This is a genomic window from Stieleria varia, from assembly GCF_038443385.1.
GTDB classification, from domain to species: domain Bacteria; phylum Planctomycetota; class Planctomycetia; order Pirellulales; family Pirellulaceae; genus Stieleria; species Stieleria varia.
The window spans coordinates 1648656-1670213 of the sequence record NZ_CP151726.1 but is presented as its reverse complement, the minus strand read 5'-3'; the positions used below and the strand labels follow the sequence as shown (position 1 = coordinate 1670213).

Genomic DNA, 21558 nt, shown 5'->3' with positions numbered 1-21558 from the left:
AAAGCTCTCTCACGCTAGGAAATCAATCAACCGGTTCCCATTCTGCGTGAACATCGAATCGGCTGCAGTACAGTTTTTCTAGCTTCAGCGGTTTCGGCCAGTCAACTTCGGCAACCCACGGCCGAAGGTTTTCGATCAGATCGTCGACGTCAGGACAAGTGACATAGAGTAGCAGTTCGCCCCTACGCTCGCTCGTCTCGTCGACCGATCCAATGAATCCGCGATCCATGCTTTCCACGTGGCCCGCCAAGACGCTTTCAAGCGAGTGGAGGACTCTTCGTGCTGCGACCTTCTCATCCTCCGTCGCTTTGCGCTTAGCGGTCGGCAACACAATCGTCAGGCAGTGGCCTCGCAGTGGTTCAACCGACTTCCTTCTCGCTCGCCATCGAGCCCTTTCCATGTCGTCCCAATTCTGCCCTTCGGGTATCGGGAACACCGGAACGAAGTTCAATCCGTTTAACTGCGCTTGGTCCGCCTTGCGTTTGAATTGCTCAGTGACCAACACGACCTGGGGATACTCGCGAATTCGAAAGATTGCATGTTCGACTAGCTTGGTCTCGTCAAACTCAAAGCGATCGACCATAAAAGCGGTCTCTTTACTGATGTTAGGAGGCCCGAAAGTGATTTCTGATTTATCTACATCCAACGCCAACGACTTCGTCAGCACGTTGTAAACGAAGTAATCACCCGTCTTCGATTGCACAGGCAAGATCTCGCCGTTCGCTTCAAGCTCGACTCGCAACGCATCGACGGCGCGACGACTGAAGGCAGGCAACATGCCCACGCGAGGGTAGTCGTTGTACGGCTGGACTCCCCCAACAACTATTTGCGGAACCCAAACATTCGCCAGAGAAGCAGGCATCCAATCGAACTTGCCAGGTGGCTCAACATCGAAGTCTTTGGAAATCGATTCGCGACCAATCAGTGAAGGAGCGTCCTCGGGGAACTCAAAGCCACTGAATCGTGGATCGTCCGCGAAATAGGTCAATTCGTAAACGTTCATGGTCATCATTTTCCATCATCAGGCGGGACAATTGCGTGCAGAGCCCCTATTAAATCAACAAAGCTCCCGTTTGTGTTCCGCGTTACGTGCTGGGCATAAGAATTCATCTGCACCATGTCGAAGCACAATTGCAACTTCGGCGAACTCGATGGATGAACGAATAATTGTTCCAAATGGAGCAACGGGAAAATGCCATAGTCTCCCGATGGATCCTGGATTGCGAGTGTACTGCCTTCGATATCGCTGCGATCCACGATCGACCAAGTCCATCCAAAGCTCTCACAAAACTGCTTGCCATACAGCGCTCCGAGCATGGTGACAATCGCATCTCGTTCTTCTTCGTCCGTTTCATTATTGAGTGTAAGTGTTGAACGGTTCTCGACTAGCCAGCCTTCAATTCTGACAACGATGTCCATGGGTCGATCGGATTTTGCACATCGAATGAAACTTGCTCCCTCCGCAATACTTTCATTAAGTTGCGACAGCAGCTCCTCATCCAAAGGTTCTCTTGCATTGATGACGTAGTTGCTGACAGTACCTCCAGGTATTGCAGGCCGCTTTCTGTCTGAATTCGTACGCAGTGAGTTCTGCCGCCAAATCACACCCGGTTCGACGGGCCAAGCCTTTACAAAATCGAACCCGTTGAGTTGGAACGCAAAAGCACGCTCGACGAACTCTTCGGTGACAAATACTTCTGCCGGAAGTTCAGCAATTCGGAAGATCGCAGCGGAAAAGCTCGCTGCTTTCTCCTCATCGAGGACAAAGTGTTCAATTGCGAGCACTTCTGTCTGTGCACTATCTAGACTCCGTTTCAGATTACATAGCTTTCCCATCGAAGTTCACGGCAAGCAACACGGAGTTGGCTACAGCGGCTACTGCAAGAAGATCGTCTATAATCCACTGGTCGCGAGCACGAGCAACGGTCGCGACTACGGCAGCACCCGCGAGGGCAATCGACTGGGAAATCGCTTCATTCACGCGACGCTTCGCCAAGGTCGAGTCCACACCGACAATGGCATGAAACGCTTTGTCGATAAGACCGATGCCCACGCTCACATGATCGCACAGCATGTCGCCTAATAGCTGCCGGTGGTCGCTATGCCGGTGCGAGCCCTGACGGAAGCAAGCCGTGTTGATTTGCACTTAAATCTTCTTGACATGACGAATTCGTTCGCTACGATGTGGCTTTGTGGCGAATTCGTTCGTCACAAAAGTTCCCGAAGATCGTTTTTCGAGAGGTTGGTTCATGGCACGTCATGCTTCTTCGCAGCCGACCGAGGTCGAGCTGCAGATCCTGAGAATCCTGTGGAATGACGGACCGAGCATTGCTCGGCACATTCACGATTCGCTTCAGGAGTTCAAACAGACGACCTATTCGACGACGGTTAAAATGCTGTGGGTGATGATGGAAAAGGGATTGCTCAAGCGTGATGACGACGCCAAACCGCAGGTTTATCGAACAGCGGCGCTGCAGCAACGGACGCAAAAACGGATGCTGAGCGACTTGATTGACAAGGTTTACGATGGCTCGGCGGCGGCGTTGATGCTGCACGCATTGTCGTCGAAGAAGGCGACGACTGAGGAACTACGCGAGATCCGCGATATGCTGGACCAGTTGGAGGAAGGGGCATGAACATGGAACTTGTTTCGGACCTTGCTCAACGAGTTGGCTGGACATTGGTCCATTCGGTTTGGCAGTTCGCCATCATTGCTGCGTTTCTCGCCGTTACGTTGGGGTTAGTTCGACGGCGTTCTTCGCACGTGCGTTACGCGTTGATGCTGATCGCGATGATGGCGATGGTAGTCGTACCTGCGATGACGTTGTTTGTCGTTGGAACGGGTGCGACTGTATCGGCTGAGTTCGTTGCCAACAATGCGATTGAACGTGAGCTGGAAGACGTCTATCCAGCCTCGCCGGCAGGGCGCGATCCTTCCGCTATCAATCTGACAGACTCACGGGACGGCCAGCACAAAGTCATACCAACCAGCCAAATCGAGTTGGCAGTCGTTCCTATGCCGGCAACCGGGGCTAACGCCCATCGGCTGATAACAACCGCACTGCCCAACTTCATTCAAGAATGGATGAACGCCATCGTTGCCGTTTGGCTGATCGGAATCGCAGTGTTGTCGATCCGGCTCCTCGTCGGTTGGCGAGCGATACGAACGCTGCGGGTTTCCGGTCGATTACCAGTTGCGGAGCCGATCGAGACTATTGCCTCGCGAGTTGCTCAGCAACTTGGTATTCGTCGCGCCATCGAAGTCGCTCAGTCGTCGCTGGTCGACGTGCCCACGGTGATCGGCTGGCTCAAGCCGCTCGTGCTGTTGCCCGCCAGCGCGATCAGCGGTCTGTCGAGCGAACAACTCGAAGCCGTCATAGCTCATGAGCTGGCTCATGTTCGCCGATACGACTATGTGGTCAATGTGTTTCAAGTGCTGATGGAGACCGTGTTCTTCTATCATCCTGCGGTGTGGTGGACTGCGCACTTGATGCGTGTTGAGCGCGAGAGCTGCTGTGACGACATTGCTATCCTAATGACTGGCGATAGAGTTCGCTACGCACGACTGTTGGTATGGCTGGAAGAAGCACGTGGACCATCTGCGCCGATGACACTCGCCATGTCCGCCGGTTCAGGATCGTTAAGCAATCGAATCGCTCGCATAGTCGGATCGCGTTCGAAAGCAACCGGCATTGGCCCGCTGACAAGCACGGCCATTTTGGCCTTTGTTACTGGCGTCGGTTGTTTTCTTGTCGCGGATGCCGGCAACTCGACAGCTCAAGAAACAAAAGCGAAAGATGCCGACAAGCTGCGAGCCTGGATGACTCGTGCGGTGGAACTGGAGGAATGGGGGCGGCTGAGTCAGCTTGCGAGGGAGATGGCCGAAGCAGGTGAGTACGACGAAGCACTCGACTGGTTGTCCAAGGCTCCGCTTGGAAAATCTCGCGAAGGTAAACTCGAGCCGAAGTTCTACTACAGGGTGGTGGCGGAGATCTGTGAGACCGCACTGGAGCACGACCGACTCGACTTTGCCATGGGGGTGCTGGATCGTCTGAACGAGCCCAAGGAATATCCGTCTGGACAAGGCTATGTTCGCAACGCAATCTTGACCTACTACCTTTCCAAGGGGCAAATTGACCAAGCCATCGGCTTCCTTGAGTCCCAGCCAGAAGGAACGCGGCCGAGCATAGCGAACAAGGCGGTTGAGCGAGTCGCATTAAGTGGCCATGGCGATCACGCCGAGGCTTTCTGGCGACGATTAACGGACGCGAAAGTTCTGAAGACTTGCGAGCACGAATTGGCGTACGGCTACTATCGACTCCATCAGCCGGACAAAATCTGGCGATTTGGTGGCGAGATTGCGAAGTCTCGGCCCGATGACCTCGCCGCTGAGGTAAGAGTCCTGGACATGGCGATGCACAAGTATGCGTTGATGTCATGGGGTACTTTCGAACAGCGGTTGCCAGGATTCCGAACCAAGGTTGCGAAGCTCGCGGATGACAACCGGGCTCCCTATGAGAAACAGTTGGCGCTCTATGCGGCAAACGGAAAACACTATGAACTGGCCGTTGAACTTTCGACGCGCATTCCGTTGTTGGTCATGGGGGAATTTATGGCCATGGACCTCAGCGGCGCAGACCGGCATCCGGTTTTGTATTCCATCACCGAGTTGCACAAACAGAATCGTATCGAGCAAGCGTTTTCCATCGTTGATTTGGTCGAGGATGAAACCGTCAAACTGGCATCGCTCTCTCGACTTGCCGACTTGGTTGGGTTTGGTGACGGACTGGCCGATCATCAGGAGATTTTCGATCGGATCGTAGGACAACTGACACCGTTTTACGAGCGGTTTGCCCAGCAGCATGACGAGGCCACCGTTCGCGACATCGAACGCAATTTGCCCGAATTTCTAAGCCTTCATTTACAGCGAGTTTCCAAGCCAACAATTTCTCCAGATGACGTTCCCTACCTAAATCGAGAGCTTCTGCCGAGATTGAGTCAATCCATCGACCTACTAATCGAGCAAGGTCACATCGATCAAATAGAAAGCCATGTCGAAAAGTTGCTTGACGATCGCAACATCAATGGATCGAAATGGATCGTGACGAAGCTGGCAGCGGCAGGACACACCGATGCGGTGGAGCGTCTGCGAAAACATGTCAAGCTAGCCTATGACAAAGAGTCTGCGATTAAATCCAAATCCTCGGAATCAATCTGGGACTATCGTCGGTTTTTGGCCGTGTCGGCACTGACGGCGTACAGCTCTGGGGAACGGGACTTGTGCTACGAGCTGTTCCTCAAGCTGGATCGCAATTGGATGAGTCCTTCATTCGTGTCGCGGGTGGCCTACCGAGCTCGCGAGAGTGGCGACATGGAGTTCCTTCGCCGCATGGAGTCATCGCCTTCACCGCTCATGCGAGAGGCCGCGCTCGCTTCACTGGCGATGGCTCACGTTGATCAGGGCGACATGAAAGCGATCGAAGACACGACGGCGACCTTTGAACGCGAGTTCGGAGAAAAAAATCAGCACTGGTCGATCTATCGCCAAATCACCGACGACCGAGCCGTGAAAGACCCCAGCAAACGATTCGTCGCAACGTCCATCGCGATGCAGCGGGTGCCGCTGGACTCCCCGCACTATGCGCCGATCGCACGCGACCACGCAAAGCTACTCGGGCAACTTTATCCCGACAAACCGCTGTCAACAGAATGGCTTGCGAAGTTGAACGCTGACGCCAAGCTGAGACTGCACGTCGAAATCGAGCACGCTGCGGGAGTTCGGTCGTCGGCGGTGGCTGCTGCGAGTCCTGGAGCGACTCGCCTAAGTGATTAAGAACTTTCTGACAGAATGTGTCTCGGGCTGTGTTAGTCCTCGTAGGAGACCATTTTCTTGAGCGAATTTCCAGAAACACGCGACAGTCTACTGGTGCAGGTCCAAGATCCTGCCAATCGTGAGGCATGGGAGATGTTCACTCGGATTTACCGGCCTGTGATCGTCCGGATCGCTCGGGGGCGGGGGCTGCAGTACGCGGACGCTCAGGATTTGTCGCAACAAGTTCTGATGGCGGTGGCCAGCGCGATCGGCGATTGGGAAAAGCGGGACGAGTCGACTCGGTTTCGGCATTGGCTGAGCCGTGTGACGAAGAACGCGATTCTCAATGCCCTGACGCGGCGGCCCAGGGATCAGGCTGTGGGTGGCTCCTCCGTCGAAGAACTTTTTCGTGAGGCCGTCGATCGCGATGGGGAAACGACGGCATTGATTGAGACCGAACTGCGTCGCGAAATTTATTTGCGAGCGGCTGAAAGGGTGAGAGTCGAATTCCGTCCCGATTCCTGGCAGGCGTTTGAATTGTCGCTCACTGGCGACCTATCGACTGAACAAATCGCCGCCGAGCTTGGCAAGAGCGTCGGAGCGATCTACACCGCGCGCAGTCGCATTATGTTTCGACTGCGCGTAGTCATCTCTGAACTTGGAGAACAAGACCAATGACACAGACCCAACAACATTGTGCCACTCCCGACCATCTGCTCACCTTCCTGCGCGGACAACTGAGTTCCAAGGAGGAGTCCGAATTGCAGCTGCACCTGAATGATTGCGTCGTGTGTCGTGAGCGACTCGAAGACGCAGCGGCGGACGCGGATGCTTGGAACGAAGCCAAGCAGTTTTTTGGAAGTGGAGCCTTGCGCGAATCGTCTGAAGATTCAGAAGGCCGCCAAGAAGAGGCAATTAAAGGGTCACAGCGAATCCACCAAGTGCTCGATACGCTCGCGCCGACCGACGATCCAGAATCGCTGGGTCGCATCGGCGGCTACGAAGTCACCGGAGTTGTCGGTGCTGGCGGCATGGGTGTTGTGCTTAAGGCGCAAGACCGTTCGCTGGATCGCATCGTGGCCGTGAAGGTCATGTCGCCGCATTTGGCCAGCAGCGGTTCGGCTCGTAAGCGATTCGCTCGCGAAGCGAAAGCGGCCGCTGCGGTCCTTCATCCCAATGTCATTGCCATTCACAGTGTCGCCAGCGAGGATGCGAATCCCTATCTGGTAATGCCGTACGTGCGCGGAGCTTCGTTACAAAAGCGAATCGATTCACAGGGGCCATTGCCGCTGAAAGACGTGCTGCGCATAGGAGCACAAATCGCGGCGGGACTTGCCGCTGCTCATGAGCAAGGCCTGGTGCATCGCGACATCAAGCCCGCGAACATTCTGCTCGAAGAGGGTGTCGAGCGGGTCACAATCACCGACTTTGGATTGGCACGAGCTGTCGATGATGCATCGATGACACGCAGTGGCGTGATTGCAGGCACGCCGCAGTACATGTCGCCTGAACAAACACGCGGCGAGCCGATCGACGCCCGCAGCGATCTGTTCTCGCTCGGCAGCGTGTTGTACGCCATGTGCGCTGGCCGATCGCCGTTCCGTGCCGAGACGACATACGGAGTGTTACATCGCATCGCCAACGACAATCCAACTCCAGTGTGTGACGTGAACTCCGACGTCCCTGAATGGCTCGGCCACATTATCGAGCGCCTGATGGCCAAGCGACCCGAAGACCGCATCGAATCAACGGCTCAGGTTGCCGAGTTGCTGGAAGGCTGTTTGGCTCATGTGCAGCAACCGGCAGCGGTTCAATTGCCTGAGGCAGTCACTGCCCTAGCGCCAAATAGGACTCGCCGCCCTCCGATCGCAAAATACATCGCTGCGGCAGCCGGTGGCGTTGCTCTGTTCTTTGCGGGAATATTGATTGTGCTGGAATTGAATAAAGGAACGTTGACGATTGAATCCGAAGTTGACGATGTTCCCATACGAATTGTGCAGGACGAGAAAGCCGTCAAGCAGATGATCATTGTTAAAGGAGAGAACTCAATTCGAATTTCTGCAGGAAAGTATATTGTCGAAATCGATGGTGAAGTTGACGGAGTTTACGTCGAGGATGACATCCTTACGCTTACTCGAGGAGCAGTTGAGATCGTCCATGTTGTCAGGACGCCTGAGGACTCCGGTTCCGAGTTTAGCGAACTGTATCAGCTTTCCGAGAGGCGAGTAATCGGCGAACAAAGTGAGTCGGCAGATCATTCTCAAGTGGACGAGCCACCACGCGAACTCTCTCCTGCGGAAAAAGCTCTCTCAGAGTTGGAGGCGGAGTACAACCAGCTCGAGTCCGCCTATCACCAAGCATCCGAAGACGCGGTCGACGAAGTCGAACTCGATCGCGTTTACGAGGAAATGGACCCGCGCCATATCATGCCTTCGAAATACTTGGCAATGGAGGAGACGTACCGCGGCACCGACGAGGGGCTGAAGGCGTTGGTGCAAGTTTGCGGCATGGCACGCAGCGTAGCTGGTGCGAACTCGCCCGCTGGCAAAGGACGCAGGGAAGCTGTCAAGCGAGTGATTCAACACTATCTTCAACGAGAAGATTTGGAATCCATTATCGCAACGCTGGGCGGTGGTCCTTTCGTGCCGCAAGCGGACGAGCTTCTGCAAGCTCTCGTGGAAAGGAGTCCCTTTCGGAAGACGCAAGCCGAGGCACTGATTGCCCAGATTAATTTTGGCAAAGAGGCACTGATGGTCGAGTCGCAAATGCCAAAGGTTCGTGCTGCCGTCCAGGATCGGATGAAAGAGGCACCGCCGACGCTGCGTGACGAGTTTGAACAACGCCTCAAGTTGCTGGAGAACACGGACTTCAATCAGTTGCGTCGCGACCTGAACGAAAAGTTGGGACGACTCGCCAAACTCTATTCCGATGTAAGTGTTAAGCACTATGGCACCGGCGGCACTGCGGCCCAACGACTTTCGCATGCGATCAACAAGGTCATCATAGGCCAACCCGCTCCTGAACTCGAGGCATTCGATATCGATGGCAAGCCGTTTCGTTTGAGCGAGCTTCGCGGCAAGCACGTAGTTTTGATGTTCGCGCAGAGTGTGAATGATGACTATGGCGACATGTACGCACCGATGCGTCAGTTGGTAGCCAAGTACAAACAAGCTCCGATGCGAGTTGTTGGAATTATGAGCAATGCCGATCAAACGCACCTGCACGCAGCGGCGAAACGTGGCGACATCAATTGGACGGTCATTTCACAACCGCTCAATGGCCCACTTCAACTCGATTGGGGCATCGAAGGCTATCCAACAGCTTGCATCATCGACGCCGATGGCATGCTGCATCCTCCGTTGCATATGCCATATTACGGTGAGGGCGGCTATGACACGGCAGAGATAGACGAAGCGATGGAAGGACTACTGAGAAAAGGTCACAAGAATGCGTCAAAATCGGGGGTAGCCGATGAATGAATAATCAGTCCAAGTATTTGGCGAAAACTCTTCCAACTTGTTGAGCTACTGTCGTGAGCGATGTCGATCGACGAACCGATCGTGCAATCGGATTGCCTGGCAAGCCGAGCCTACAGTTCGCCAAACAGATTGTTCAGGAAGTCGCAGGAGCTCTATCGCTCCGCACGACGAAATCTCAGGCTGATGCGTTCACAGGTTCGATCCGCTTTCGATTCCCCATTCTGGCCATTTGTCTTGGCATCAACTTCTGTCGGCCAGGAGGGGCTTGATTTTCATCCATATTGCCACGCGGTTGTACATTGGAACCTTCCTTCCAATCCCGTCGATCTTGAGTTGCGCGAAGGCCGAATCCACCAAAATTGAACGTCACATTCCATCTCCTGCATCATCCGAGCAGCGTTTCGCTTCCCCTTTTCGTCGAGCTCCGGGGGATTGAAGGCAGTTTCGTTTGATTCAAGTTGTGACAGAACGTTTGCTTAATCTGGGGGAGCGAGCAAGTTTGCCGAGGCAGCTTGAATACCTGTTGCAAAGCAATGACCCTGGCCATCGATGAATCCAGGAAGCAACGCACGGCCAGCCAAATCGACTACTTCCGTTTCTGTGGCCTGGTGTTTCACGATTTCATCATTGGAGCCAACAGCCAAGATCTTTCGATCTTCAATTGCTACTGTTTCCGCAATCGGCTCTGCGTCGTTGACTGTTACGATGTTGCCGCCGCGAAAGATTTTGTCCGCAACTTGGCCATACACGGGTGCTGCCCCAACGATCGCGAGTGCGATCCAGATTCCAAAATGCGTCACAGGGATCGATTCTGTGAAAGCGCTGCCTCTATGGTTCAAAACCGAAGTTGTTGCCTTGGCGAGACTGAGCATAGCAACTCCGTTGCCTATGTTCTTACAAGCTCTTCGAAAGTTCATGATTAGGTAATTCTTTGACGAGTGCTCGACGTTGAAAGAAAAAAATAAGGACACGGGCTGCTTGAAACTGCTGAACGCGACGCTGCGATTTCCCAGGTTGACCAGCGGCCAGCCCCAGATGTACGCCATGCGGCCGACTGCCTGGACGTATTCCTTGGTCATCAAGGTGCCGCCGGGCGGGCCAAGCACGTCCGCCGCTGTCTTGGGCAACGGCACTTGCTGCGCGAAGGCATTCGTGCAAAACACCGCGAAAAGGATTGCTACTGCGAGGAGTTTCGGTTTGCGCCTGGAGTTCATAAATCACAGACTCCAAAAATCATATTGGCGTCAGTTGAGGATTGACATCGAGGACGAGTGTGACCGGCAACCCGCCGGTTAACATGCCATGGTAAGCGGAGTGTAGTGGCAGACCATGTTACGGTTTGGATGGGTGCTCTCGCTCAACTCCGTGACTCGCTGTTTGCAGAATTTATCCCAGTAGTCACTCTGAAATACCGCCCGCACGTTGAGCATGCTCCGTGCAGCTTCCAGCGTCCAACGCATCCCGCTTCGTTCCATGCGGTCCTTTACCAAGTGCCCGCACGCGCCTTCGATCACACCCGAGGCAATCGGGTAGCCTGCAGCAAGATATTCGTCGTAACGCATCCGATCCTTGTGTTTCTCGAAGTAACCACAGATGCGTCGAAGGTCTTTGAGTTTATCGCCCTTGAGTTTCCCAAGCGAACCCATTCGACGTAGCCCTCGGATCACCCCGTTGACCTCACCACGCAGGATTTTCAGCAATCGCTCCCGCGTAAACGCTGCTCGCTTTTCGCTGGATTTCTCGAACAATGACGAAGCCTCCCACACGTAAGTCGCTACGTGAATGATGTCCAAGATTGGCACCACTAATGGATCGTCGCCTAAGTGTAACTGCGCGACTTCCCAGAGGCTCTGCTGACCGTCCATTAACAGAATGATCACTTGGAGTTTCTTTCGGCGGACACTGACTTGATCTGCGAGCCATGCGATCCCCTCGTGGATACCGCTGATGGGAACCTCCGTATCGTCGTCCACGAAGGTCGCGGGAAAGTGAGCCGATGTATGCTTGTGCTTTGGCCGCGGTCGTTTCTTTTTGCTCTTGCGTGATTGCGTGCCGGGTTCTTTGTCATCACGGAACAAGGCAGCGACAATTTGCTCGGCTGTGCGAACATAGGGATCGACGGTGTAAGCACTCGTGACCGTTGCCATGCGACGGTTTCCGGGCCGTTTCTTTGCTGTCTCAAAAGCAGCCACTTTGGCGGCATCGTCTTTGATCAAGGGAACGCCCTTGCAGTCGGCCGAAGCGACGAGAAGCTCGGCTTCATCCTTCTTTTTGGGCGTGGGCAAGTCGTCCAGAAAGGCATCGGCCTGGACCCCCATTCTCTGGCTGGTCTGTTCGAGCGTGTCGATCGAGAATTTCGCTCCGAAAACGAGTTCGAGATTATCAGCGGCCTGGTTGAATGCGGATTCGACGCAGAACATTTGGGAGAACTCTTGGAGCAGGTACGACCAGCGGTGCTCCGGCAGTTGCATGCGGGCGCTGATCGGATGCAGTTCGATTCTCTTGTTCTTTCCCGGGCTGTAGGTGTACTGTTGAAAGGCGTGTTCACCGAAAATCGACCGAACCACCGTGTCGGTCGGTTTCTCGCTGCGTCGCAGTGTTTTGCCTGATTCGCTGACCGCTTGATCACCAAGGTCCCCCTTGCCTTGGAGTTTGGTGAAGAGCTCCATCGCCAGAAAGCCGGTTTTCAAGACAAGATTCCACACGGCACGCTCGGTTTCATCGAAAGACTGGCCGCATTTAGAAGCATTGACGACGTGTTCTCGGATGGTGTCGCCGCACTGCTGCAGTTTCTCGGCGATTTGCTCGGGCGACTGCGGAAAAGAAGACGAAGTGGGGTTGTCAATATCGCTTGAATGTTCGACGCTCATTTCAGCGGCCTCCTGCCTTTGATACCTGGAAGTTAGAACCCAAATCATGGCAGGTTGGCCGCTTTTTGTTTACCCAGATTCCGCAATGCTCCGCAGAAGCCTCGCGGGTTGCCGGTCACACTCATCGAGGACGAAAGATGGCGATTGGCCGTTTACTCGTCGCTTAATATTCGCAGCTACTGTTTTCCGGATTGCAACGACTTCATGATCTCGCTGAAGTCGAAGGTTGCGGCTTTCTGAGCCGGAGGAAATTCGGTGAGTGACTGGATATGCTCGCCGAGGATCTCCTGCACCGGTTCGTTCAGCCACTGCTTGGCCTGAACGATGTCGGAGCGGTCGGTTAGACCGTCGAAGCTTTCGAAGGGATCCATGCGGAGGTTGAAAATGACTGGGAACTTCTGCTTCACGTAAGGATCGTAGTAGTTCTCGCTGGTTTCGAAGTTCAGCTTCCACTGCTTGTAGCGGATCGCCCGAACCGTGGACTCGTGGTAATAGATAAAGCTGTCTCGGGCACTTTCCTCGGTCTTCCCAAGCCAGTAGTCGAGATTGTTAACGCCGTCGATGTACTGCTTTCGCTCGGTCCGCATCTTGGCCACGACGTCGGGTGCGCCCGCTGCTGCGGCGAGCGTGGTGAAGATGTCCATGTGGGATTGGATGCCGCTGAGCACTTGACCTGCGGGAATATGGCGGGGCCAGCGCACCATCATCGGGACGCGCACGCCACCCTCGTAGGTCGTCATTTTTTCGCCGCGGAAAGGCGTAGTGCCGCCATGGAGACGGGCGCTGTGCTCCGGGCCGTTGTCGGTGGTGTAAACGATGATGGTATTGTCCAGCACGCCCATCTCTTGCATGCTGTCGAGCAGCTTGCCAATCTGCATGTCGTGTTCGATCAAACCGCTGCCATAGAAATCGTGCTCGGTTGTATAGGGTTGGGCAAGGTAGCGACTCTCGTCGCTCAGCCGCGTATACATGTGCATGCGGCAGGTATTGAACCACACGAAGAACGGCTTGTCCGCCTCCTGCGAGCGTTTCATGAAGTCGAGGCTGGTAGCCATGAATGTCTCATCCATCGTCTTCATCCGCTCTCTGCCAAGTTGTCCGGTGTCTTCGATCTTTTGTTTGCCGACCTTGCCGAAGCGGGGATCGACTGTTGGGTCATCGACATCGGTGGCATAGCTATGCAGCACGCCGCGCGTGCCGTATTTCTTGAAGAACTCCGGGTCCTTTGGATAGTCCACCTGCTCGAATTCTTCCTGGGTGTTGAGGTGATAGAGATTGCCGAAGAACTCATCGAATCCATGCACGGTCGGCAGGTGCTCGTTGCGGTCGCCAAGGTGGTTCTTGCCGAACTGTCCGGTGGCGTAACCCAACGGTTTGAGCACTTCTGCCAGAGTCGGAGATTCCGGCTTTAATCCGAGTGCCGCGCCGGGTCGACCGACGGTGGTCATGCCGCTGCGGATGGGATACTGGCCGGTAATGAAAGCGGCACGTCCGGCGGTGCAGGACGGCTGGGCGTAATGATCCGTGAACATGACTCCCTCACGAGCGATGCGGTCGATGTGAGGCGTCCGGTAGCCCATCGTGCCGTGGCCGTAGGCGCTGATATTCTGCCACCCCACATCATCTGGGAAAATGACGAGGATGTTGGGTTTCTTGTCCTGTGCCTGGACGGACGTCACTGCGATGGCAGCAAAGAGAATGGCGAGGAGTACGTTCTTATTTTTCATATAATGTGCAAATTGGAACTTTGATTCGAGAGCTTCTGACTGATGGGCCGTTGCCGAAACTGGCGACGGCCCATTGATCGTTCGCGGATATTACCTGCCACCCATGGTGGCTTCGATCTTCTTCTGGATGCCTTCCAGGTTGAAGGATCCAGGCGTCTGGCTGGGCGGATAGTCCTTCATCGTCATGAGGAACTGTCCAGCAACTCGTTGCATGGGTGCGAGGATGTAAACGCGATCGAGGAACCAATCGTTGTATGTATTCGAATTGTGCTGAGCCTTTTCGTAAGGATCGCGGCGAAGGTTGAACAACAGCGGCACGCGTAGCTCGGTAAAGGGCTCCCGCCAAACTTCGAATGCCTGGCCGCGGTTTTCGAGAAAGACTGCTTTCCAATCATTATATCGCATGGCAACGATTTGGCCGTCGTCATTCACATACATGAAATTGGGTCGTGGTGACTCGGCGGATTTGCCGTTGATGTAGTCCAGTTGGTTAGCGCCATCGATAAAGTTCTTATAAGTGCGGCCGTTGAGCTCGACTCCCTTTTTCAGCTGCTCCACGATCTCTGTGTTGCCACCGGCGGCGGCGAATGTAGGCAACCAGTCTTCGTGCGAGACGATGCCGTTGCGTACTTCGCCAGCTGGGAATTTGCCGGGCCACCTAACGAAGCAAGGAACGCGGTAGGCGCCTTCCCAGTTCGAATTCTTTTCGCTGCGAAAAGGAGTCGTTCCCGCATCGGGCCAAGTGTTGTAGTGCGGACCGTTGTCGGTCGAGTACTGGACGATGGTGTTATCTGCGATTCCGAGATCATCCAGCAGCTTGAGAAGCTCGCCGACGTGCATATCGTGCTCGATCATTCCGTCGGTGTATTCGTCATTGCCTTTGTGACGATTCTCTTTCTTGACGTGAGTTCGAAAGTGCATGCGGGTGCCATTCCACCAGCAGAAGAACGGCTTTCCGGACTTGGTCTGGCGAGTGATGAACTCCTTGGCGGCGGCCAGAGTTTCCTCATCGATGGTTTCCATCCGTTGCTTGGTCAACGGTCCTGTATCTTCGATTGTTTGGCCACCGTTGCCGTCGGCTTTACAACGCAGCACACCGCGAGGGCCAAAGACGTCTTTGAATGTCTTTCCTCCAGGCAACACCATGTCGCCCGGGTAATCCTCGTTTTCTGGTTCTTCTTCGGCGTTGAGGTGGTAGAGATTGCCGAGGAATTCATCGAAGCCATGCATCGTGGGCAGATGCTCGTCTCGATCCCCTTGGTGATTCTTACCGAACTGACCAGTGGCGTAGCCGAGGCTCTTCATGACCGTGGCCATGGTGACGTCTGTCTTTTGCCACCCTTCAGGTGCGCCGGGTATGCCGACCTTGGTCATGCCGGTACGAACGGGGCAAGAGCCATTGATGAAGGCCGCTCGACCCGCTGTGCAACTTTGCTGCCCATAGTAGTCAGTAAAAAACACGCCCTCTTTCGCTATACGATCGATGCTCGGCGTCTTGAAGCCCATCATGCCGCGGTTGTGGTAACTGATGTTCTCGGTGCCAATGTCGTCGCCCCAAATGACGAGCACATTAGGTTGCTTTGCAGTTTGAGCTTGAACCGCGGGTACCATTGCCACGGAAGCCACCACCGCGGCCGTCAGCAAAAGGATGTGGGAAGGCAAATGGATTCTCATTCGTGTCTCCAGTGGAAGATGAGTCGTTCCTGAAAAGACCGGGGTGCCGGACAAGAAGACTTCTGGGCTAAACCTGTGGAGCGTAACCAATTGGACCGGAAGCTCTACGTAGAATTCGCAAAATCAAGAAAATCTGGTAAAATTTCCTTGCTGGGCACCCTCCCATGGCTCGGTTAAACTTTCAACTTCAGCATGCCAAAGCGACCGTGACGACCACCTTCACCAATTTTGAAGCCTACGCTGAGGCCATCCATGATGCGGATCTAGATGTCCGGCTGCTGCATCCGTACGAGAGGTGCTGGTCAATCCAGCAGCGGGAAATTGGGTCGCTGCGATTACAACATGGAATTGAGGGTAGCGGCTTACTGACGCAAGGCGCCGTCAAACCCGAAGGCTGGGCATTCTATTTTCTGCGATCCGGAGCCCCCGTACCTCTCAATGGGAAACTTCTGGTAGATGGCTCGATCGCTGTCTTACCGCCGCGATCCGAGTTCCGTTTTTCTGGTCGAGGGCCCGTCGAATGGTATACCGTCTACATACCAAGCATCTGCCTTGCCGTTCCCGATAAGATCCCAACGGAGCTAGGTTCGGCTGGAGTGATCGAAGTCGATGGCCGACTTATCCACCGGATTAGATCAGCCTTGGATGCAGCATTCCCCGCGGCCACGAGTAGAAGTTCTGACACATGTTCGGATTGCGTCGCAGAAACGATACAGGCGAACCTTCTATTTGTATTCCGCGAGCTGTTCGAAGAACGAACTAGCTCAACACGTCCAATTGAACTCAAGTCAGAAGTAAATCGCAAAGCGTTGATTTGCCGAGCGATCGAGTTGGTCAATGACACGAGTGCATGGGAGTCGTCGGTGCCCGAAATAGCCACTATGCTCGGAGTCAGTCAGCGCACGCTTCTCGCGACATTTCAGGAGCAGCTTGGACTAACTCCGAAAACTTATCTCCTAAACCATCGGCACCATCTCGCTCGTCGGGTGCTGATGAATAGCACTCCACACAGTACGACCGTTGCCGCTGTCGCTATGAAGTTCGGCTTCTTTGATATTGGAAGATTCGCGGGACGATACTTTCAAATTTTTGGGGAATATCCTTCAGAGACGCTTCGCAGAGGATCGTGATATTGAGGAACCAACCTGTAGTCACTACTGAACATTGGTAAGACGTCTACAAAACTAAATGTTCTACCGACGTGAGTACTTCGTCAAGACGGAAGCCCGTGGCCGAAGCGTCGACGAGTGGAAGCAGCGACCGGAGCAGCCGGACAACCACTGGTTCGACTGCCTCGTCGGTTCCGCCGTTGCGGCTTCGATGCAGGGAGCAATTTTATTTGGAACGGAGTCAACACGCGAAATATCCCCAAAACGCTTGAGTCTTAAGGACGTCCAGCAGAACCGACGCAAATAATTTTGGGACGTCGTTCGGACAAATTGCATAGTTAGTACTGGAAGAGGCTATCGAGTTTCTTATTCACTCGAAGAGGGTTTCCAGTATGTCAGACAACCTGCAAGAAACGATTCGCGAGAGTGCCAAGGCACCCGCTAAGGCATCGGGAGATGCCGGTAGCGTCGAGCAGCATAAGCTGACCGAGCAGATCGCTGCTGACAAGCATCTGGCGTCCAAGGCAGCCGCCTCTCAACCGAAGCGTGGTCTTCGTTTCAACAAGCTCATGCCACCGGGTGCGGACTAATTGGTTCGCAACTGATCGAGCTTGTTTCTATAGGCAGGGGTGTCGGGTTTAACAGTAGGGATTGAGTCACGGATGTTTAAGTTGTTGTCAGGGATTCTGAGCAAGAACGGCGATCGCAAAGATCGGTCGCTCGTCCGTGGACGCTCGGCCCGAACAATCTCCAGAGACCCGATTCCCGTCCGCGACTCTCGCCAAAACGGCCCCTCTCTGGGGGCCAATCAGAGACAAATACTCTCAGAGTCTCTGGGTTATGAAAACCGCCGGGTTAACGACTTTGGGTAATTCCCTTTCCGACTCACTCGGGATTTCTTTTTTCGCTGGTCCGACTCGGCAGGAAGCGACAAGTTGCGAACTCAGCGAGTGGGTAGGTGTTAGAAGGTCCGGCACGATGGTGTACCTAATAAGCTTCAAGTCCCTCGCCAAGCACGAATGGCAAGATAATCTGGGTGAAGTGGGAAGTTCCCGTCCCGCCAGTGAAAGGAACTTCGGAACTTATAGTCACATCAAGACCCAAGTGCCGCATTGCTCTGGTTGAGTTTGGCAACGGAGTCTACGTCGAATGCAAGCGCCGACCGATGGACGGTCGGCACCTATGGTTGAAAATCGACGAGTGGATTAGATCGCCTTCACGATGCCCGGGGGCTGCCAGCTTCCATCACCGGCGGGCAGGATTGAAGGCGCTTCGGTCTTGGGCCTATACATGCGAAGGATCAGGTAGGGCGGGCCGTCGGGTGCTGGCAGCCAGTTGGCCTCCTTGTCGGGGCCAGGGCTGTCCTTCTGGATGTAGATGGTGAGGGAGCCATCATCGTTCTTCTTCATGTTCGGGATCATCGGCGAGTTGATCAGGTAGCGGTTGATTGGGTTCTTGATCAGAAGCTGGCTCTTGCCGTCATACATGGTGACCGACCAGAAGGCGTTGACCGGCGGGAACTGATCCTTGGCGAAGGTCAGCGTGTAGCTGTGCTTGCTGGTATCAAGAGCTTCGCCGTCGGCATCCTGTCGGCATTTCGGATACATCGCTTCCTCAGCATCGTTGCCGTAGATCCCGATCTTCGCGGCCGCTGCACGGAGGAGCCAGTCGCCGTTGAAAAAGGCGCGGTCGCCGAAGGCCGTGTAGACTCCCCATCCGTTAATTGTCTTGCCGATGCCTTCAACGGCCTTCTCTACCTTGTCCGTCGCGTCCTTCATGCCGAGCAGGACGGCAGCTTTGTGTTCCTTGGAGAGATCCTTGAAGTCGAAGGTCTTGCCCGGGCCGATGCCGATGCTGGCGAGCTTGGCACGGATTTCCTTTTCCTCAGGCCCGGCAGGCGCGAACCGGAGGGCAAAGTCGAGGTAGTCAAAGAAGCCCGTCTTCACCATTTCCTTGTCGATCTTCGGGAAGTCGATCTGCGGCACGGCAGGCGGCGCGGGCTGCTTCAGGAATGCCGACAGCGGCTGAACGCCGTAGCCCGACTGTACCTTGACCACATTGGGCATGTCCTGCGGATTGAAGAGCTGAGTCCGATAGGCCACGGCCGAAAACTCCGTGGAGGAATGGAATACCTTTTTGATCCCGGCGGGAGTCTCACCCTTCCAGTTCGGCCCGACCACTAGGTAGTCGCCGGGTTCGTTGCCGGTGGACCGGCTGCCCATGTATCCGTAATTGAACGTGTTGCCATCGCAAAGCATCACCGAGAAATAACGATCCTTTTCCACCGGAGGGACCGAGAGCACGATGGGTTCGGCACGAAGATCGAGCCACAGGATCGAATACGGGGTGTCGCTGTTTGGTGTCACGACGGCCGTGTCTTCATAGGTAAAGACGCGGGCCTCGTTGTGGATCTGGTTGAACGGCGCCTTGTACTGCCCCGATTCCTTGTCCACCGAGTACTCATACATGACCGCGTAATTCATCACGATGGGCAGACCGTAAACGAAACCTTCCTCGGCGATGGCTTTAACCTGCTCGATGGAAGGGGCGTCGATGACCGCTGCATTGTCGGCTTTCTTTGCCTCAGAAATCGCATCGCTCTTCTTGTCGCAACCAGTCAAGGCAAGTGCCAAGGCTGCGAGTACGGAGGCTCGGTATAAATGTCTTTTCATCATGGTTAGGATCGTTTGATTTTAGATTGGTGGCAGTATTTCGGGACCAAAAGCGAGTCACTTCACTTTTTCAAGTTGAGGTGCCTTCCATGAACCGTCCAGGGCGGCTTCTGCTGGCCAATAGATGCGCAGGTAAGATGAGAATGGCCCCTTGGGTGCAGGAAGCCAATTCGATTCCATGTCCTTGCCGGGTGATTCGTGCTGGATGTAGAGCGTGAGTCCGCCATCGCTGTCCATTTTCAGCTCCGGCAGCATCGGCGAGTTGATGAGGTAGCGGTCAATGGGGTTGGCTACCAGCAAGCTCTCCGGCAGCTGATACATGGTGAGCGACCAGAACGCATTCGCGGGTGGCAGTTTTCCCTTGGGGAAATGCAGAGTATAGCGATTAGCGCCGTTGAGCTTTTGGCCGCTAGCGTCATTAAAATAGATTGGGTACATCGCTTCCTGTTTTGAATTTCCCCAGATGCCTATGGTTGCGAGCCAGCGATAGAGGTAATTGTTTTTCATCGATGCGCGCGTACCGAAGGCATCGCCGGAGGTAATTTTACCTTCCGCCATTAACTTCGCGCCGCCCGCAAATTCTTTCCAGGCGTCGCCGATGCCTTCCTCGAAGGCTTTCTTCATCTCAGGGGACAGCTTCGTCGGATCAAAGGTCTTTCCGGCACCGATGCCAACCTTGGCGAACCTCTCCATGAGTTCCTTCTCGGACGGATCGGTGGGGCAGAATTGCAGAACGAAATTCAGGATATTGAACACCTCGAGAGAACTTTTCTGCTCTTCCTGGCTGATCGGCTTGATGAAGTCGACGGTCGGGGCGGGGGTGGGCGCTGCGGTGCCGAGAAAGGACGAAAGCGGCTCCACCTTGTATCCGGCCTGGATTTTTTTGACGTTGTCGATGTCGGACGGATCAAAAAGTTGAGTGCGATAGATGAGCACGTTTATCTCAGTCTCTGACTGGATGACCTTCTTGATTCCCTGTGGTTTGTCGCCCTTCCAATTCGGGCCAGCCAGCATGATGCTACCCGCTTCGTTACCTGTGGTTCGGCTGCCAGCATAAGCAAAGTTGAACGTATAGGCGTCGATGAACTGAATCGAAAAATAGCGGTCCTTGGGAAGTTCAGGGACGGTCAGCACGAGCGGCTCGGCCCGGAGGTCTGCACCGAGAAAGGAATACGGCGTGTCGGAATTGGGCGTCTGGACGGCCTTGTCCGCCGGTGTGTAAACGCGCGGCGTGTTGTGTGTCGCGTTCCACGCACCCTTGTATTCGGGGTCGGTCTTATCAACGAAGTAGCCGTATTGGATGCGGTAGCTGTCCACCATGGGATAGCCATAGATATAGGCATCCTTGGCGATGGTGCGGACTTCGGCTGGGGTAATATCGGCAGCCGGCGCGAGGGAGGGGTAGGCGAATGCGGCGAGCGCAACGAACGTGGTTATGGTTATTGGTTTAATGGTCTCTCGCTTCTGGTGCTAATGTTTGGGGTTCAGGTTTATAGGGCGACTCCATCGGCTCGCCTCGTACACGCCGCAATGCATTGTAGCTCTATGAACTGTGCATCCGCGGGCTGCTGATCTAAATAAATTTAGCTGCACTGTGCACAGTGCTAAGGCGAGGAAATCGCAGATCGCTTTGCTTTCCTGAATTTTCCGAACGTAAATGTGAGTTGATCGGAACTCATCCTGATCAACAGACCGGAGAGTTTCGATCGTGCCTCAAGGCTGCAGACTCACGACTACAGACTCTTAAAGGGCTGCCGGGGCGAATGGGAGTGATGGTGTGGGAGTGATGGGGACAGAGCACTTTGTTGGGGTGGTTCCGCTTGGCTCACGAGGTGTTTGGGACAACGAGCGGTCTCGGGCGGGGCTTCGCTGGCCTTGATCGACGTGATGGGATGCTTTCCCTAGAGGCTTTCGGCGAATTCGCAGCTGATGTCCAGAACGCTAGCGGCGTCGCTGTAGAGAGCGACTTAGAAAAGGGGCTGATCGCGGGATGCTTTTAGTCCGTTGGGATCAGATCGCGGATGCGGCGGGGCAGACGGAAGCGACGTTTGATTTGGCAACTGCGATATTCCTCCACCGCACAAGGACTGTGCGAGCGATCACGTGTGCGAAGGCAACTTCGTTAGGATCGAAGACCTCCGCGCGAGCGAGCCTTGCCATGGTGTGTGCCCCCAAAGCGATGAGTGCCAGACAAGACTTTTCGTTTTTTCACTTG

The 21558-nt window shown here is 54.7% G+C and carries 16 protein-coding genes; 7 read left to right on the top strand and 9 right to left on the bottom strand.

The features are described 5' to 3' along the window. Positions 1-22: 22 nt before the first annotated feature. The 3 genes from Pla52nx_RS05850 to Pla52nx_RS05840 are packed head-to-tail and all read right to left on the bottom strand — an operon-like array spanning position 23 to position 2146. Positions 23-1003 carry an imm11 family protein gene (locus Pla52nx_RS05850; protein WP_146517964.1) on the bottom strand — a complete coding sequence of 327 codons (981 nt, stop codon included), beginning with the start codon at positions 1001-1003 and terminating at the stop codon, positions 23-25. A 5-nt stretch (positions 1004-1008) separates the two neighbouring features. Beyond that, positions 1009-1785 (bottom strand): hypothetical protein, encoded by a 777-nt coding sequence (locus tag Pla52nx_RS05845; RefSeq protein ID WP_146517963.1) that lies wholly within the window; start codon positions 1783-1785, stop codon positions 1009-1011. A gap of 34 nt (positions 1786-1819) precedes the next feature. Further along, positions 1820-2146: a hypothetical protein gene (locus Pla52nx_RS05840; protein ID WP_146517962.1), complete on the bottom strand. Its 327-nt coding sequence runs from the start codon at positions 2144-2146 to the stop codon at positions 1820-1822. A gap of 103 nt (positions 2147-2249) precedes the next feature. On the opposite strand from Pla52nx_RS05840, the gene Pla52nx_RS05835 reads away from it, so the two are divergent. The 4 genes from Pla52nx_RS05835 to Pla52nx_RS05820 are packed head-to-tail and all read left to right on the top strand — an operon-like array spanning position 2250 to position 9291. Next, on the top strand, positions 2250-2636 hold the full coding sequence (locus Pla52nx_RS05835; protein ID WP_146517961.1) for a BlaI/MecI/CopY family transcriptional regulator: 387 nt from the start codon (positions 2250-2252) through the stop codon (positions 2634-2636). Then, positions 2633-5833: a M56 family metallopeptidase gene (locus tag Pla52nx_RS05830; protein WP_146517960.1), complete on the top strand. Its 3201-nt coding sequence runs from the start codon at positions 2633-2635 to the stop codon at positions 5831-5833. Before Pla52nx_RS05835 ends, Pla52nx_RS05830 begins: the two co-directional genes overlap by 4 nt. 57 nt (positions 5834-5890) lie before the next feature. Further along, positions 5891-6490, top strand: coding sequence for an RNA polymerase sigma factor (locus Pla52nx_RS05825; protein WP_146517959.1), 600 nt, complete (start codon positions 5891-5893; stop codon positions 6488-6490). Next, positions 6487-9291, top strand: coding sequence for a protein kinase domain-containing protein (locus Pla52nx_RS05820; protein WP_146517958.1), 2805 nt, complete (start codon positions 6487-6489; stop codon positions 9289-9291). The genes Pla52nx_RS05825 and Pla52nx_RS05820 overlap by 4 nt, the downstream gene beginning before the upstream one ends. A 476-nt stretch (positions 9292-9767) precedes the next feature. Here the strand turns inward: Pla52nx_RS05820 and Pla52nx_RS05815 are convergent, their stop codons facing one another. The 4 genes from Pla52nx_RS05815 to Pla52nx_RS05800 form a co-directional block, all read right to left on the bottom strand. Further along, the gene (locus tag Pla52nx_RS05815; protein WP_146517957.1) at positions 9768-10370 is read right to left on the bottom strand and encodes a hypothetical protein; all 603 of its coding nucleotides are present in this window, start codon (positions 10368-10370) and stop codon (positions 9768-9770) included. A 213-nt stretch (positions 10371-10583) separates the two neighbouring features. Continuing rightward, the gene (locus tag Pla52nx_RS05810; RefSeq protein WP_197455184.1) at positions 10584-12161 is read right to left on the bottom strand and encodes an ISKra4 family transposase; all 1578 of its coding nucleotides are present in this window, start codon (positions 12159-12161) and stop codon (positions 10584-10586) included. Between the two features lie 176 nt (positions 12162-12337). Beyond that, positions 12338-13888: an arylsulfatase gene (locus Pla52nx_RS05805; RefSeq protein WP_146519597.1), complete on the bottom strand. Its 1551-nt coding sequence runs from the start codon at positions 13886-13888 to the stop codon at positions 12338-12340. 90 nt (positions 13889-13978) lie between these two features. Continuing rightward, complete coding sequence (locus tag Pla52nx_RS05800) at positions 13979-15499, bottom strand: arylsulfatase (protein ID WP_197454518.1); 1521 nt, start codon at positions 15497-15499, stop codon at positions 13979-13981. Positions 15500-15726: 227 nt separating this feature from the next. Here Pla52nx_RS05800 and Pla52nx_RS05795 point away from each other — a divergent pair, with 227 nt between their 5' ends. From Pla52nx_RS05795 to Pla52nx_RS05785, 3 genes are all read left to right on the top strand, one after another. Next, positions 15727-16692: an AraC family transcriptional regulator gene (locus Pla52nx_RS05795; RefSeq protein WP_146519595.1), complete on the top strand. Its 966-nt coding sequence runs from the start codon at positions 15727-15729 to the stop codon at positions 16690-16692. A gap of 58 nt (positions 16693-16750) precedes the next feature. Further along, entirely contained in the window at positions 16751-16978 is a 228-nt protein-coding gene (locus Pla52nx_RS05790) for a hypothetical protein (protein ID WP_146519594.1), read from the top strand. An 85-nt stretch (positions 16979-17063) separates the two neighbouring features. Further along, positions 17064-17261, top strand: a complete 198-nt coding sequence (locus Pla52nx_RS05785; RefSeq protein ID WP_146519593.1) for a hypothetical protein — start codon at positions 17064-17066, stop codon at positions 17259-17261. A 615-nt stretch (positions 17262-17876) separates the two neighbouring features. Here the strand turns inward: Pla52nx_RS05785 and Pla52nx_RS05780 are convergent. Both Pla52nx_RS05780 and Pla52nx_RS05775 read right to left on the bottom strand, forming a co-directional pair. Beyond that, entirely contained in the window at positions 17877-19346 is a 1470-nt protein-coding gene (locus Pla52nx_RS05780; RefSeq protein WP_146519592.1) for a DUF1254 domain-containing protein, read from the bottom strand. Positions 19347-19400: 54 nt separating this feature from the next. Then, positions 19401-20663 carry a DUF1254 domain-containing protein gene (locus Pla52nx_RS05775; protein ID WP_146519591.1) on the bottom strand — a complete coding sequence of 421 codons (1263 nt, stop codon included), beginning with the start codon at positions 20661-20663 and terminating at the stop codon, positions 19401-19403. Positions 20664-21558 lie beyond the last annotated feature (895 nt).

Coding starts and splice junctions, on each gene's coding strand:
- Pla52nx_RS05850 (WP_146517964.1), bottom strand. CDS start 1,003: ATGAACGTTTACGAATTGACCTATTTCGCGGACGATCCACGATTCAGT.
- Pla52nx_RS05835 (WP_146517961.1), top strand. CDS start 2,250: ATGGCACGTCATGCTTCTTCGCAGCCGACCGAGGTCGAGCTGCAGATC.
- Pla52nx_RS05830 (WP_146517960.1), top strand. CDS start 2,633: ATGAACATGGAACTTGTTTCGGACCTTGCTCAACGAGTTGGCTGGACA.
- Pla52nx_RS05820 (WP_146517958.1), top strand. CDS start 6,487: ATGACACAGACCCAACAACATTGTGCCACTCCCGACCATCTGCTCACC.
- Pla52nx_RS05815 (WP_146517957.1), bottom strand. CDS start 10,370: ATGACCAAGGAATACGTCCAGGCAGTCGGCCGCATGGCGTACATCTGG.
- Pla52nx_RS05810 (WP_197455184.1), bottom strand. CDS start 12,161: ATGAGCGTCGAACATTCAAGCGATATTGACAACCCCACTTCGTCTTCT.
- Pla52nx_RS05805 (WP_146519597.1), bottom strand. CDS start 13,888: ATGAAAAATAAGAACGTACTCCTCGCCATTCTCTTTGCTGCCATCGCA.
- Pla52nx_RS05800 (WP_197454518.1), bottom strand. CDS start 15,499: ATGGTACCCGCGGTTCAAGCTCAAACTGCAAAGCAACCTAATGTGCTC.
- Pla52nx_RS05795 (WP_146519595.1), top strand. CDS start 15,727: ATGGCTCGGTTAAACTTTCAACTTCAGCATGCCAAAGCGACCGTGACG.
- Pla52nx_RS05790 (WP_146519594.1), top strand. CDS start 16,751: ATGTTCTACCGACGTGAGTACTTCGTCAAGACGGAAGCCCGTGGCCGA.
- Pla52nx_RS05785 (WP_146519593.1), top strand. CDS start 17,064: ATGTCAGACAACCTGCAAGAAACGATTCGCGAGAGTGCCAAGGCACCC.
- Pla52nx_RS05780 (WP_146519592.1), bottom strand. CDS start 19,346: ATGATGAAAAGACATTTATACCGAGCCTCCGTACTCGCAGCCTTGGCA.
- Pla52nx_RS05775 (WP_146519591.1), bottom strand. CDS start 20,663: ATGGTGGACAGCTACCGCATCCAATACGGCTACTTCGTTGATAAGACC.